Origin of the sequence: Pseudomonas lurida, assembly GCF_002563895.1 — a bacterium.
In the GTDB taxonomy this organism is placed as follows: domain Bacteria; phylum Pseudomonadota; class Gammaproteobacteria; order Pseudomonadales; family Pseudomonadaceae; genus Aquipseudomonas; species Aquipseudomonas lurida.
In genome coordinates, this window is sequence record NZ_PDJB01000001.1 from 2,327,991 (window position 1) to 2,342,053 (window position 14,063).

At 62.3% G+C, this 14,063-nt stretch carries 10 protein-coding genes; 8 read left to right on the plus strand and 2 right to left on the minus strand.

The window, feature by feature from the left end; translation table 11 throughout:
• On the plus strand, positions 1–3,615 hold the full coding sequence (locus ATH90_RS10720) for a transporter substrate-binding domain-containing protein (RefSeq protein ID WP_034103736.1): 3,615 nt from the start codon (positions 1–3) through the stop codon (positions 3,613–3,615).
• A 134-nt stretch (positions 3,616–3,749) separates the two neighbouring features.
• Entirely contained in the window at positions 3,750–4,178 is a 429-nt protein-coding gene (locus ATH90_RS10725; protein WP_034103738.1) for an ANTAR domain-containing protein, read from the plus strand.
• On the opposite strand, the gene dkgB is transcribed toward ATH90_RS10725, so the two are convergent.
• Positions 4,175–4,993, minus strand: coding sequence for a 2,5-didehydrogluconate reductase DkgB (gene dkgB, locus ATH90_RS10730; protein WP_098466221.1), 819 nt, complete (start codon positions 4,991–4,993; stop codon positions 4,175–4,177). The genes ATH90_RS10725 and dkgB overlap by 4 nt on opposite strands.
• A 558-nt stretch (positions 4,994–5,551) precedes the next feature.
• Between dkgB and ATH90_RS10735 the strand changes: the two genes are divergently transcribed.
• From ATH90_RS10735 to ATH90_RS10760, 6 genes are all read left to right on the plus strand, one after another.
• The gene (locus tag ATH90_RS10735; protein WP_069022982.1) at positions 5,552–6,190 is read left to right on the plus strand and encodes a TetR family transcriptional regulator C-terminal domain-containing protein; all 639 of its coding nucleotides are present in this window, start codon (positions 5,552–5,554) and stop codon (positions 6,188–6,190) included.
• Between the two features lie 150 nt (positions 6,191–6,340).
• Positions 6,341–7,132, plus strand: a complete 792-nt coding sequence (locus ATH90_RS10740; protein ID WP_034103744.1) for an enoyl-CoA hydratase/isomerase family protein — start codon at positions 6,341–6,343, stop codon at positions 7,130–7,132.
• 27 nt (positions 7,133–7,159) lie between these two features.
• Positions 7,160–8,320: an acyl-CoA dehydrogenase family protein gene (locus tag ATH90_RS10745; RefSeq protein ID WP_069022984.1), complete on the plus strand. Its 1,161-nt coding sequence runs from the start codon at positions 7,160–7,162 to the stop codon at positions 8,318–8,320.
• 18 nt (positions 8,321–8,338) lie between these two features.
• Entirely contained in the window at positions 8,339–10,447 is a 2,109-nt protein-coding gene (locus ATH90_RS10750) for an acetate--CoA ligase family protein (protein WP_098466222.1), read from the plus strand.
• Positions 10,437–12,044: a 5-guanidino-2-oxopentanoate decarboxylase gene (locus ATH90_RS10755; protein ID WP_098466223.1), complete on the plus strand. Its 1,608-nt coding sequence runs from the start codon at positions 10,437–10,439 to the stop codon at positions 12,042–12,044. Before ATH90_RS10750 ends, ATH90_RS10755 begins: the two co-directional genes overlap by 11 nt.
• Positions 12,045–12,144: 100 nt before the next feature.
• Positions 12,145–12,846, plus strand: a complete 702-nt coding sequence (locus ATH90_RS10760) for an NAD(P)H-dependent oxidoreductase (protein WP_098466224.1) — start codon at positions 12,145–12,147, stop codon at positions 12,844–12,846.
• A gap of 57 nt (positions 12,847–12,903) precedes the next feature.
• Here ATH90_RS10760 and ATH90_RS10765 read toward each other — a convergent pair whose 3' ends face one another.
• Positions 12,904–13,986 carry a 3-deoxy-7-phosphoheptulonate synthase gene (locus tag ATH90_RS10765; RefSeq protein WP_034103754.1) on the minus strand — a complete coding sequence of 361 codons (1,083 nt, stop codon included), beginning with the start codon at positions 13,984–13,986 and terminating at the stop codon, positions 12,904–12,906.
• Positions 13,987–14,063: the final 77 nt, after the last annotated feature.

The following is a 14,063-nucleotide window of genomic DNA, read 5'->3' on the forward strand; positions in this document are numbered from 1 at the left end:
ATGACCACCTCCCGGCTGAAGCGTCTCACGGCCATCTTGCTGATGGGGCTGTTGCCTTGCGTGGCGATGGCCCTGGATAAGCCACACAACCTGCGGCTGTTTGGTCACTCCACGCTCGAAAACCCACGCCTGGAGCTTGATGAAAGCGACTGGCGCTGGTTGCGTGAACGGCGCCTGTTGGTGATGGGGGTGTCGGCGCCTGACTACGCACCTTTCGACCTTAGCAACGATAATGATTTTGAAGGCATCACGGCTGACTACACGTGGCTGATCAGCCTTATCCTGAATGTACCTGTCGAGGTTCGACGCTACGACACCCGTGATGAGGTCATCGAGGCGCTCAAGCTCGGCGAGGTGGACTTCGTGGGGTCGGCCAATGGCTATGAAGCGGCCGACAAGCAACTGGTGCTGTCCCGTTCCTACGCCAACGATCAACCCGTGCTGGTGACGCGCGCGGGTGACAGTCATTCATTGAGCGCCGACCTCGCCGGCAAGCGCGTCGCGATGCTCTATCACTACATGCAACCCGACGCTGTCCAGACCTTTTACCCAAAGGCGCATTTGCTGTTGTATGGCTCGACCCACCAAGCCATTGGTTCCGTGGCGTTCGGCCAGGCGGATGTCTACCTGGGCGACGCCATCAGCGCCCGCTATCTGATCAACAAGAACCATCTCAATAACGTGCGCATGGCCGATTTTTCCGCATTGGAGGTCAACCCGTTCGGGTTCGCCTTCACCAAGGAAAACCTTCGCCTGCTGAACATCATCAATGCGGCGCTGGCCGTTATACCGACCAGCCAGCAGATGCAAATCCTGCGACGCTGGAGCGCCGGCGACAGTGGCTTCCTGGAGGCAGACCGGTTGCGCTTGAGTGACAATGAGCAGCGCTGGCTGGAGAAGCACCCAAAGGTAAAAGTTGCGGCACTCGACAAGTTCATGCCGCTGTCCTTTTTCAATGAGCAAGGGCAGTTCGTCGGGTTGAGTGACGAGGTGCTGTCGCGGATCAGCTTGCGCACGGGCTTGAAGTTCGAGGTGATGCAGAGCAGTTCGTTGCTTCGCCAGATTGACGAGGTAGGTACTGGCCAAGTCGACATGATGGCGGTGATCACGCCCAGCGTCGAACGCTCCGAGAAAGTCCGGTTCACCCGACCCTACCTCTCCAACCCCTATGTGCTGGTCGCGCGCGCCGGCGACGAGCGGCTGGTGACCCTGGAGGATATGCCCGGGAAGCGCCTGGCGTTTATCGGCGGCAACAGCCTTGCCGTGCAGGTCGCGCGGGATTATCCGGGTATCGTCTTCGTGGATGTCGAGAACCCTGAGGAAGCGCTGGAGTTGGTCGCCAAAGGCAGTGTCGATGCCACCGTTGTTTCGCTGATCAGCGCGCGCTACATGATTGCGCGCCATTACCGTGATCGCTTGCGTATCACCAGTACCGTCGGCACTGAGCCCGCGCGGATTGCCTTCGGCGTCAACCGTAGCGAGCTGGAGCTGTATTCGATCCTTGAGAAGGCGCTGTTGAGCATAACGCCTGAAGAAATGGACGAACTGACCAACCACTGGCGCAGTGAAATCATCATCGAGGACAGCTATTGGATCCGTCATCGCAGTGTGATCCTCCAAGGCTTTGGCGTGGCAGCACTGCTGCTGTTGGTCACCCTGGGCTGGGTACTCTACCTGCGCAACCTGATTCACAAGCGCGCCCAGGCCGAACGCGCCTTGAGCGACCAGATGCGGTTTATGAGCGTGCTGATCGACGGCACCCCCCACCCCATCTACGTGCGTGATCGCCAGGGCCGCTTGATGGCGTGCAATAACGCTTACCTCGATGTGTTCGGCTTCAAGCTGGAGGACGTGATCGGCAGGACGGTGGTGGAAACTGACACCGGCAACCCGCCCCAGGCCCAGTCCTTTCATGCTGACTACCTGGGCCTGATGGAGCGCGGTGAGCCACGGATCCAGGACCGAGTACTCAAAGTACCCGGTGGCGGCGTGCTGACTATTTACCAATGGATGCTGCCGTACCGTGACAGCAACGGCAATGTGGTGGGCATGATTGCCGGTTGGGTGGACGTCAGCGAACGCCAGCGCCTGCTGGGTCAGTTGCAGGAGGCCAAGGAAGAAGCAGACGCCGCCAACCGCGCCAAGACCACGTTCCTGGCGACCATGAGCCACGAGATTCGGACCCCCATGAACGCGGTGATCGGCATGATCGAGTTGGCCCAGAAAAACGCCGAGCAAGGTCGCGTCGATCAGGACGCGCTGGAGGTGGCGTCGATGGCGTCCCGGAGCATGCTGGAGCTGATTGGCGATATCCTGGACATTGCGCGGATCGAAACCGGTCACCTGTCACTGACCCTGGCACCCGCCAATCTCCACGAATTGTTGGCCTCTGTGGCCCGGGTTTTCGAGGGGCTGGCGCGGGACAAGGGCCTGTTGCTGCACGTCGATCTCGACCCGCTCACCGACCGATCGGTACTGATCGACCCCATGCGCTTCAAACAGGTGGTGTCCAATCTGCTTGGCAATGCCATCAAGTTTACCGCCACCGGCCAGGTACGCTTGGGCGCCCAGTGTGCAGCGGCGTTGGCCGGCGACCACTTGACTCTGCGTTTGTCTGTGGAGGACACGGGCATTGGCATCAGTGCCGAAGATCAGCAGCGTTTGTTCAACCCGTTCATCCAGGGCAGTAATAACGAACAATCGGCGCGCAGTGGGTCCGGCCTCGGGTTGGTGATCAGCCGCAACCTGTGCGAGATGATGGGCGGTCAATTGCACTTGAGTAGCGTGCTGGACAAGGGAACGCGGGTAGACGTGACCTTGACGCTGGCGTTGACCACGGCGGCGCCGGTTTCTTCACCTGTCCCACGTGTTCCACCGACGCAGGCGTTGAACCTGCTGGTGGTCGATGACTACCCGGCCAACCGCTTGCTCCTGGCTCGGCAGCTAAGCTTCCTGGGGCATCACATCGTCACGGCCGAAGATGGCGCGGAGGGCTTTGCACTCTGGCAGGCCGGGCATTTTGATGGGGTGATCACCGATAGCAACATGCCCACCATGGATGGCTACACATTGGCACGTGATATCCGTGCCCAAGAGCGCCTGCGTGGTCTGGTGCCGTGCCTGTTGTTGGGTTTCACCGCCAATGCCCAGCCGGAGGAGACGGAGCGCTGCAGGCAGGCGGGCATGGATGGTTGCCTGTTCAAACCGACCGGTCTCGATGATTTGCGGGCCGCGTTGGCATCGCGCACGGTCAGTTCTGCAGCACACCCAGTCGAGCCGCTGTTTGATTTGAGCGTGTTGATCACATTGACCGGGGGCGAGAAGACCGCACTCAACGAGTTGCTGGCACCCTTGCTCAGTAGCCTTGTAGAGGACCGCCTATTGCTGCCGGCACTGCGTGAGCAGATGGATTTCGCCAAGCTGCATGACCTGGCCCATCGTGTCAAAGGCGGGGCCCACATGGTCAAGGCACAGGTGCTGGTCGTTTGTTGCGAAACCTTGGAGGGGGTGTGTGAAGGGCGCGACCACGCTGCGCTCGCCGCTGCTGTCGAGGCGTTAGATGCGGCCATCGAAGGTTTGCATCATGGTCTGAGCCAGCACTGCAAGCAGGCTTGACTGGGGTAGGTAGCCATTCGGTTGATTTGGGAGAACTCCTACATGGAACGGGAACAAGCCTGATTTTGTCCTCGGGATATGTCAGGAAAATGGGCGACGCTCACTGACGAGCACAGCCTGCCCAGGGGTTCGCCATGCCAAACAAAGCACTGACCATCCTGATTGCCGATGAGCAACATCTGCAACGCCTGCACATCGAGAAAATGCTCAACCGGTTGGGTTATTACCGGATCGTCCCGGTGCAAACCCTAGAAGAGGTCCAGCTGCTCACCGCCATCCCGGCCCAGCCCTTTGATGTGTTGATCATCAACGCAGGGCTGGCGGTCCATACAGGCGGGCCTCAGCCCGAGGCGCACCATGTGCTGGTCTATGATCACCTTGACCTGGACCCGCACGCACCCGCCGACGCAACGGCGGCGGTGCGGGTGCGGTTGCCCGGCGTGCCGGACAACGTCAATCTGGAACACTTCATGGACATCATCGACCCACCCGCAGCCTCCACCGGCCTGCGGGTCTTGCCGTGGCTGCGGGAGTTATCCCGCACGCCTGTGGCACGGGTTTAATCCCACGTGGGGGCGATACCCTTGGGGCTTGTCAGGCGATGGCCGCGTTCCAGCTCGGCAATCTGCGCCATGTCGGCAGCGCTCAAGCTCAGTTGCAGTGCCTTGAGGTTACTCTCTAGGTTGGCGCGTTTGGTTGACGATGGGATGACCGCGTAGCCCAACTGCATGGCCCAGGCCAGCGTCACTTGCGCCGGGGTGGCCTGATGGCGTTCGGCGATTTGCTGGATCACCGGGTCCTTCAGCACTTCGCCGTAGGCCAGGGTCATGTAGGACGTGATCTGGATACCGTTGGCAGTGGCAAAGTCCACGACCTTGCGGTTTTGCAGGTAGGGGTGCAGTTCGATCTGGTTGGTGGCGATGTGCTCGGCCCCAACGGCTGCAATCGCCTGTTTCATCAGGTCGACGGTGAAGTTGGAAATGCCGATCTGGCGGGTTAGGCCCAGGCGCTTGGCTTCCATCAATTGGCCCATGAATTCGGCCACAGGCACCTGGTCTTCCGGTGACGGCCAGTGGATCAGGGTCAAGTCCAGATAGTCGGTTTTAAGTTTGCGCAGGCTTTCGCGCAGGCTCGGGATCAACTGGCCTTCGGCGAAGTTGGCGATCCAGATCTTGCTGGTGATGAACAACTCATCGCGCGGGATGCCACTGTCGGCAATGGCCTGGCCGACGTCTGCTTCGTTCTCGTAGATCTGCGCGGTGTCGATCACGCGGTAGCCCAGCTCCAGGCCGGTGCTGACGGAATCGATCACCACTTGGCCTTGCAGGCGGAAGGTGCCGAGGCCAAAGGCCGGAACGTTTTGCGTAGCGATAGACATCAGTAGCTCCTGAAGAGATGTGAACAATGGAGTCGAGTATCCGCCCGTCGTTCCTTCGGAAAAACCGCCGAATCCGAAAAGGACTCTTTACCGCAGGTCACGAATGGCCGGCGGCCTGAACACTCCCATCCTTGTCGGAAAGCCTATGCGTACGATTCCAAGGTCCAAGAACGACGGGCAGAGGGTGCGCGCCGGGTTGAACTGGAAGGTTGACTGACGTTGGAGCCTGCGGCCTTGGCCCGCGTGCCAGGTGGTAAAGTCGAAGCGCGTGGCGCAGGCGATATTCTCCCGCAGCAGGACACCCTACCGGGTGCCGTTTTTCTGCTTGGCAATATCGAGCTGCACCCACAATCCTGAGTCGGCGTTCCAAACAGCTGGCTACGCTGAAACTGTCGCCCGGCACCAGCAGAAAGTGTCGCTCACCCACCCACAACGTGGTTGCGTGGACGCCACGCAACGGGCCTGGGCGGCGATGTTGCGAACGCTGGATCGGGTGTCGCCGGTGTATCGTGACTGATGTAGAGTCGTGCTGCCGATTCAACCCAAGGAAACCGCCGCATGACCCAGGAATCCCGTTTTTCCAGGATGGAGCCGCAAGAGCGCAAGGCCACGCTGGTCCAGGCTACGCTGACGTGCCTCAAGCGTGATGGGTTCCAGGGCGCGTCGATCCGCAAGATCAGCGCCGAGGCCGGGGTGTCCGTGGGGCTGATCAGCCACCACTATTCGGGCAAGGACGAGTTGGTGGCCGAGGCCTATCGCACCATCACCGACCAGGTCATGAGCCTGCTGCGCGAGACCATGGCCAAGGCGCCGCCAAACCCTCGGGAGCGCCTGTCGGCGTTGTTCCGTGGCTCGTTTTCCGCCGAATTGCTCGACCCGCACCTGTTGGACGCCTGGCTGGTGTTCTGGGGCGCCGTGAAGACGGCACCGGCGATCAACCTGGCGCACGAGCACTCCTACGGCGAGTACCGCACCATCATGCGTTCAGCCCTGACCGACATGGCCGTGCAGGAGGGCTGGAAGCACTTCGACGCCGACCTCGCCGCCATCGGCTTGAGCGCATTGCTCGATGGGTTGTGGCTGGAGTCGGGGCTCAACCCCGGCACGTTCACGCCCGAGCAGGGCATCCAGATCTGCGAGGCCTGGGTGGACGGCCTGCAGGCGGGCGGTCGCCAGCGTTTCCAAGTCAAACCCTGATTTGTCCCGGTCCGCCTGGGTGTAACGTCCAGGCCGGCATTTTCCCTTCTGAAAATATTTGCAGGGTGCTCATTGCCTTCTTACTGAACACTTGTTTAGTATCGCCTCATGTCGCACCCCTCAAGCCAAATAAAATAATTCGAGGAAGCCATGACGACCGATTCGCCCGTGCTCAGTCAGGTACAAGCAGGCGTTGCCTGGATCACTCTCAACCGTGGCCCGCAGCGCAATGCCTTGGACATTCCCACCCTCAAGCACCTGCACACCTTGCTCGATGCCTTCAGTACTGACGAGGCAGTGCGCGTGGTGGTATTGACCGGCAACGGTCGCAGCTTCTGCGCCGGTGCAGACCTGGCGGAGTGGGCCGACGCCGAAGCCCGTGGAGCCCTCGAAACCTACGGCTGGACCGACACTGCCCACGCCCTGATGACCCGCCTGCACACCCTCGATAAGCCCACGATTGCCGCGATCAATGGCACTGCCGTCGGCGCGGGCATGGACCTGGCGTTGTGCTGCGACCTGCGCATCGCGGCCCAATCGGCGCGCTTCAAGGCCGGCTACACCAGCATGGCCTACTCGCCAGACGCCGGTGCCAGCTGGCATCTGCCGCGCCTGATAGGCAGTGAGCAGGCCAAGCGCCTGCTGTTCCTCGACGAACTGTGGAGCGCCGACCGTGCCCTGGCTGCCGGCCTGGTCGGTGAAGTCGTCGCCGATGAGCAACTGCACGCCCAGGCTACCGACCTCGCCACCCGCCTGGCCAACGGCCCGACCTTCGCCTTTGCCCAGGCCAAGACCCTGATTCGTGAAGGTGCCGACCGCAGCCTGCCCGAGCAACTGCAGGCCGAACTGGCTGCTGGCCTGTTGTGCGGGCGCAGTGCCGATGGCGCCGAAGCCCTGCGTGCATCCATGGAAAAACGCCTCCCGAATTTCTGCGGCAAATAACAACTACACCTTCGAACAGGTAGCGCCATGAATTTCCAACTCAGCCAAGAGCAAGACATGTTGGTGGACGCGGTACGCAGTTTTGTTGCCAAGGAATTGTTGCCCCATGAGGAGGCGGTGGACCGTGCCGATGAGGTCTCGCCCGAGTTGGCTGCGCAGATTCGCGACAAGGCGATTGCCGCGGGTTTCTATGCGTTCAACATGCCGGAAGAGGTGGGTGGCGGTGGCCTGGATTACCTGTCCCAGGCCCTGATCGAGCGGGAATTGTCCAAGGTCTCATGGGCGCTGCATGTGTTTGTCGCGCGGCCGTCCAAGATCCTCATGGCGTGTACGGGATCACAGGTTGGCGATTACCTGTTGCCGTGTGTGCAGGGCAGGAAAGTCGACTGTTTTGCCCTCACCGAACCCGGCGCCGGTTCCGATGCCAATGCCATCAAGACCCGCGCAGTGCGCAGTGGCGATGACTTCGTGATCAATGGCAGCAAGCACTTTATCAGCCATGCCGGGCACGCCGATTTCGCCATCGTGTTCGCGGTCACCGATACCTACGAACACAACGGTCGGCAGCGCAATGCGGTGACCTCGTTTCTCGTCGATCGCGGCACGCCTGGCATGACCATTCGCCGTGGCCCCAAGTGCGTCAGCAACCGTGGCTACCACACCTATGAAATGTTCTTCGACGACTGCCGCGTGCCGGCCTCCAAGGTGCTGGGCGAGGTGGGCAAGGGCTGGGACGTGGCCAACGCCTGGCTCACCGCCGGCCGTGTGATGGTTGCCGCTAACTGCGTCGGCCAGGCCCAGCGTGCGTTGGATGTGTCGCTGCAATGGGCGGCGGACCGCAAGCAATTCGGCCAGCCCATCGGCACTTATCAAGGCGTGAGCTTCAAGTTGGCGGACATGGCCACGCAGATCCGCGCGGCTGAACTGCTGACCCTGCACACCGCCTGGAAGATGGACCAGGGCAGCATGACCGACGGCGAGGCCGGCATGGCCAAGTTGTTCGCCAGTGAAACCCTGGGCAAGGTCGCCGACGAGGCTGTGCAGATCTTCGGTGGCATGGGCTTGATGGATGAAGGGCCGGTGGAACGCATCTGGCGCAACGCGCGGATCGAGCGGATCTGGGAAGGCACGTCGGAAATCCAGCGTCATATCATCGCCCGTGAATTGTTGCGGCCGCTGTTGCGCTGATCGGCGCGGAGAATGCTTATGTCCCAGGCTATTGGCGACAACCTCAAGCGCCTGCTGGCGCCCCGGCACTTGGCCTTCGTTGGCGGGCGCAGCATGGCGCGTGCGCTCAAGCGCTGCGCTGATGGCGGGTTCGCCGGGCAGCTGTGGCTGGTCAATCCGCAGCATGACAGCCTCGACGGTATTCCCTGCGTGCGCAGCGTGGCCGATTTGCCCTGCGGGCCAGATGCGGTGTTTATCGCCACCAACCGTGAACTCACCTTGACCTGCGTCGCCGAACTCGCTGCCATCGGCACGGGCGGCGCCATTTGCTACGCCTCGGGTTTCGCCGAAACCGGTGCCAGCGGAGCCGTCATGCAGCAGCAGCTGTTAGACGCAGCGGGCGACATGGCCTTGCTCGGCCCCAACTGCTACGGCCTGCTTGACTACCTGCACAGCTCGGCGCTGTGGCCGGTAGCCCATGGTGGCAAGGCGGTGGAGAAGGGCGTGGCGGTGCTGACCCAGAGCGGCAACTTCGCCTATAACCTGTCGATGAGCGACCGTTCGCTGCCGGTGGCCTACATGGCATCGGTGGGTAACCAGGCACAGCTGGGCGTTGCCGAATTGATGGATGTGCTGCTCGATGAGCCGCGCGTCACTGCCATCGGCCTGCACCTGGAAGGCTTGAAGAATGTGCCGGGGTTTGCCCGTGCGGCGCACAAGGCGCTGGAGAAGGGCATTCCGATTATTGCGCTGAAAACCGGCGTGTCGCAGATCGGTGCCGAGTTGGCGTTGAGTCACACCAGTTCGCTGTCCGGCTCCGATGCGCTGTACGACAGCCTGTTCGCGCGGCTGGGCGTGATCCGCGTGAGCGGGCCGGTGAGTTTTGTCGAAACCCTGAAAGCCGCGGCGTGTGGCAATCTCCCTGCGGGCAATAGCCTGATTGCGTTGGCCTGTTCCGGCGGGGATGCGGGGCTGATTGCCGACTATGCCGAGCGCAATCATCTGGCCCTGCCCACGCTGGATGAAGACCAGCGCAGTGAACTGGCCCAGGTGTTGCCCAGCTACGCCAACCTGGTCAACCCGCTGGATTTCACCACCGCCATCTGGGGCGAACGTGAAGCCCTCGATGCCATGCTCGACACCGTACTTCGCACCGAGGCCGATGCGGCGATGCTGGTGCTGGATTACCCGGCCGAGTTCACCGGAGAGCGCCAGGAGTGCGACCTGCTGCTGGAGCTGTTCTGCGACGCGCTCAACCGCCATGGCAAGAGCGGGTTTGTCACCTCGGTTTTTCCCGAACTGTTGCCGGCCACCGCCCGTGAACGCCTGCATGCCCAGGGCATCGCGGCGTTGCAAGGCGTTGAGGATGCGCTGGCCGCATGGGGACGGATTGCCAGCTACCAGAACAACCGTCGGGTCTTGCTGGAGCGGGGCGAATCGATTCTCCAGCCACTGTGCCCTCGCGGCCTGCAAGGTGGCGGCGAGGCCCTTGATGAATGGGCCTCCAAGCAAGCCTTGCGTGCGTTCGGCCTGACCACGCCCGCCGGGGTGTTGAGTACACCGGGAAGGGCGGTCAGCGATGCAGAACTGCTGGGCTATCCCTTGGTGCTCAAAGCGGTCAGCGCGCAATTGCCGCATAAAACCGAAGCCGGTGCGGTGGTGCTGAACCTGCAAAACGGCATGGCCCTCAGCGCTGCGCTTGAACAGATGCGCGAACACATCGGCGCTCATGCGCCGTACGTCGCCTTCGATCAACTGCTGCTGGAGTCCATGGCGGCGCCAGCGCTGGCGGAGTTGATCGTGGGCATCAAGCGCGAAAACGATTTTGGCCTGGCGCTGGTCATCGGCGCCGGCGGTATCCTGGTCGAACTGCTCAAGGACAGCCGCAGCCTGTTGCTGCCCACCACCGACAGCGCAATCCGCAATGCTTTGCTGAGCCTGCGCAGCGCCGTGTTGCTGCAAGGTTTTCGCGGCCGAGCAGCAGCGGATATGGACGCACTTGTGGCGGCGATCCGAGCGGTAGCCGATTACGCCTGCGCCAATGCCGGGCAGTTGCTGGAGCTGGATGTGAACCCATTGTTGGTCAATGCCCAGGGGGCCATCGCGGTCGATGCATTGATCCGTCTAGGAGATGAGCATGCACGATAGAACGATGACCGGCGGCCAGGCCCTGGTGCGGTTGCTGGCCAATTACGGTGTCGATACGGTGTTTGGTATCCCCGGCGTCCACACGTTGGAGTTGTATCGTGGCCTGCCCGGCAGTGGCATTCGCCATGTGCTCACGCGCCATGAGCAAGGCGCTGGTTTCATGGCTGATGGGTATGCGCGGGTGAGCGGCAAGCCCGGGGTGTGCTTCGTGATCACCGGCCCCGGTGTGACCAATGCCGCAACGGCCATCGGCCAGGCCTACGCCGATTCGATCCCGCTGTTGATGATCTCCAGCGTGAACCACACGGCAAGTCTCGGCAAGGGCTGGGGCAGCCTGCATGAAACCCAGGACCAGCGCGCGATTACCGCACCCATCACCGCGTTTTCGGCCGTAGCACTGAGCACCGAGGATTTGCCCGAACTGGTCGCCCGCGCCTACGCGGTGTTCGACAGCGAGCGACCTCGCCCGGTGCACATCTCGGTGCCGCTGGACGTGTTGGCCGCACCGGTCAAGCGTGACTGGAGCCATGAAGTGGTGCGTCGCCCGGGTCGCGGCCTGCCCTCGGCGCAAGCCTTGGACCAGGCCGCGGCCAAGCTCTCTGCCGCCAAGCGGCCAATGATCATCGCCGGCGGTGGGGCGCTGGCGGCAGGCGAGGTATTGCAGCGCTTGAGCACGCAATTGGCGGCGCCGTTTTTCACCAGCGTAGCCGGCAAGGGCCTGCTCCCGATCGATGACCCGTTGAATGCCGGTTCCACCCTGTGCATTGAACCTGGCTGGCAACTGATCGGCGAAGCGGATGTGGTGCTCGCGGTGGGCACGGAAATGGCCGACACCGACTATTGGCGCGAGCGTTTGCCCCTGGGCGGCGACTTGCTGCGGGTGGATATCGACCCGCGCAAATTCAACGATTTCTACCCCTGTGCCGTGGCGTTGCAAGGCGATGCCGAGCAGACGGTCCAAGCTTTGCTGGAACGCCTGCCGACCACGCCTCGCCCTGCAGAAGCCGCCATCGCGAAGGTGTCAGCATTGCTGCAGGCGGTCGAGTTGGGACACGGCCCGCTGCAGTCCATTCACCAAGCCATTCTCGACCGCATCGAAGCCGAGCTTCCGAGCAACGCGTTTATCAGCAGCGACATGACCCAGTTGGCCTACACCGGCAACTACGTCTACCCCAGCCGTGCCCCGCGTAGCTGGTTGCACCCCACCGGCTACGGCACCTTGGGCTATGGCCTGCCGGCAGGCATCGGCGCCAAGTTCGGCGCGCCGCAGCGGCCGGGCCTGGTGCTGGTCGGCGACGGCGGTTTTCTCTACACCGCCCAGGAACTGGCCACCGCCGTGGAGGAATTGGACAGCCCGCTAGTGGTGCTGCTGTGGAATAACGACGCCCTCGGCCAGATCCGCGACGACATGCTCAACCTGGACATCGAACCCCTCGGCGTGTTGCCACGCAACCCGGATTTCGCCCTGTTCGCCCAGGCGTTCGGCTGCACGGTGAACCAGCCCCGAAACCTGGATGAATTGCAGGTGGACCTGCGCAACGCGTTCAGACGCAATGGTGTGACCTTGATCGAGCTCAGGCATGCCTGTGCCTGTTGACCTTTGAAGGAACACGCCCATGGGCGAAAACCACACGATGACGTACGGGTTCGATCATGTACTGGCCCAACCGGCCGCACACACTGTTTGAGGTATGCACATGAAGGTTCTGATTGTTCACGCCCATCCTGAACCGCAGTCGTTTACCGCCGCCTTGCGCGATCAGGCGGTTGCCACGCTGGAGGGCCAGGGGCATGAGGTAAAGGTCAGTGATTTGTACGCCATGCAGTGGAACCCGGTGGCGTCGGCGGCGGACTTTTCGTCGCGGGAAAATCCGGATTACCTGGTGTATGCCCTGGAGCAACGCGTGGGGGTCAAGAAGCAGTCAATCGCGGCGGATATCCAGGGTGAGTTGGACACACTGTTGTGGGCTGACCTGTTGATCCTCAACTTTCCGATCTTCTGGTTTTCGGCACCGGCGATGCTCAAGGGCTGGATCGACCGGGTACTGGTGTCGGGTGTGTGTTATGGCGGCAAGCGTTTCTACGATCAAGGCGGGCTGGCTGGCAAGCGCGCGCTGGTCACGGTGACCCTGGGCGGGCGCGAGCACATGTTTGGTGAGGGCGCGGTCCACGGGCCCTTGGAAGACATGTTGCGGCCTATTCTGCGCGGCACGCTGGCGTATGTCGGCTATGACGTGCTGGCGCCGTTCGTGGCGTGGCATGTGCCCTACATCAGCACTGATGCGCGACAGGACTTCCTGGTGGGTTATGACCAGCGGTTGCAAGGGCTGGCGGATGAGCAGCCTTTGGTGTTCCCGAAACTGGCACAGTTCGATGAGGCGCTGTATCCGCTTCCCTGAGCCCACGACGTTCAACGTGTAGGCGCCGGCAAGCCAGCGCCTACCTGTTGATCTTCATCACGCAGGGATGTCGTGTTGTTCCCGCAATCGCTCGGCTGCGCTGCGCAGCAACTGCTCGGTGCCATCCCAGCCCAGGCAGCCATCGGTCACCGACACGCCGTATTTCATCGACGCGCTCAACGGCTGGCAGCCTTCGAACAGGTGGCTTTCGAGCATCATGCCGATCAGCGAGGTGTCGCCCTGCAGGCGCTGTTCCAGTACCTCGTTGAACACCGCCGGTTGGCGCAATGGGTCCTTGCCGCTGTTGGCATGGCTGCAGTCGACCATGATCCGCGCCGCGACCTTGGACTTGGCCAGGTCGTGTTTCACCTGCGCCACGCTCTGTGCATCGTAGTTCGGCCCTCGGTGACCGCCGCGCAGCACCAGGTGCGTATCAGCGTTGCCCGGGGTCTGGATGATCGCCGGATGGCCCTGGCTGTCGACGCCGAAGTGGCGGTGCGGGTGGGCGGCCGAGCGCATCGCGTCGCAGGCAATCGCCACGCCGCCGTCGGTACCGTTCTTGAAGCCCACGGGCATGCCCAGGCCGCTGGCCATCTCGCGGTGGATCTGCGATTCGGTGGTGCGCGCGCCAATTGCGACCCAACTGAGCAGGTCATCGAAGTAGCCGGCGGCCATGGGTTGCAGCAGCTCGGTGGCGACCGGCAGACCCAGGCGCAGCATTTCGCGCATCAATTCGCGCGACAGCGTGAGGCCGGCGGCCATGTCGTCGCTGCCATCCAGGTGCGGGTCATAGGCCAGGCCTTTCCAACCGATGGTGGTGCGCGGTTTTTCGACATAGGCGCGAATCACCAGCAGCATCTGGTCGCTGACCTCCAGCGCGAGCTTTCTCAGGTTGCGTGCGTACTCCATGGCCGATTCGGGGTCGTGGATAGAGCACGGGCCGACAATCACCAGCAACCGTGAGTCTTGGCCATTGAGGATGGCGCGCACGGCTTGGCGATGGGCATGGACCTGCTCATTGAGGAACGGGCTAAGAGGCAACTGATGCTTGAGCTCAAGGGAGCTGGGCAGGCGCTGGGTCAGGGCTTCATTGGCGCTGGTCAGGGCGGAGACGGGCAGAGCGGCGGTGGCAGAATTCATGTTCAAGGCTTCCTGGGCAAGCGGCGGGCAGTTCCCGCGCGCTTGGCCCTACTGGGGTGTTCGACAATTGGCCGTAT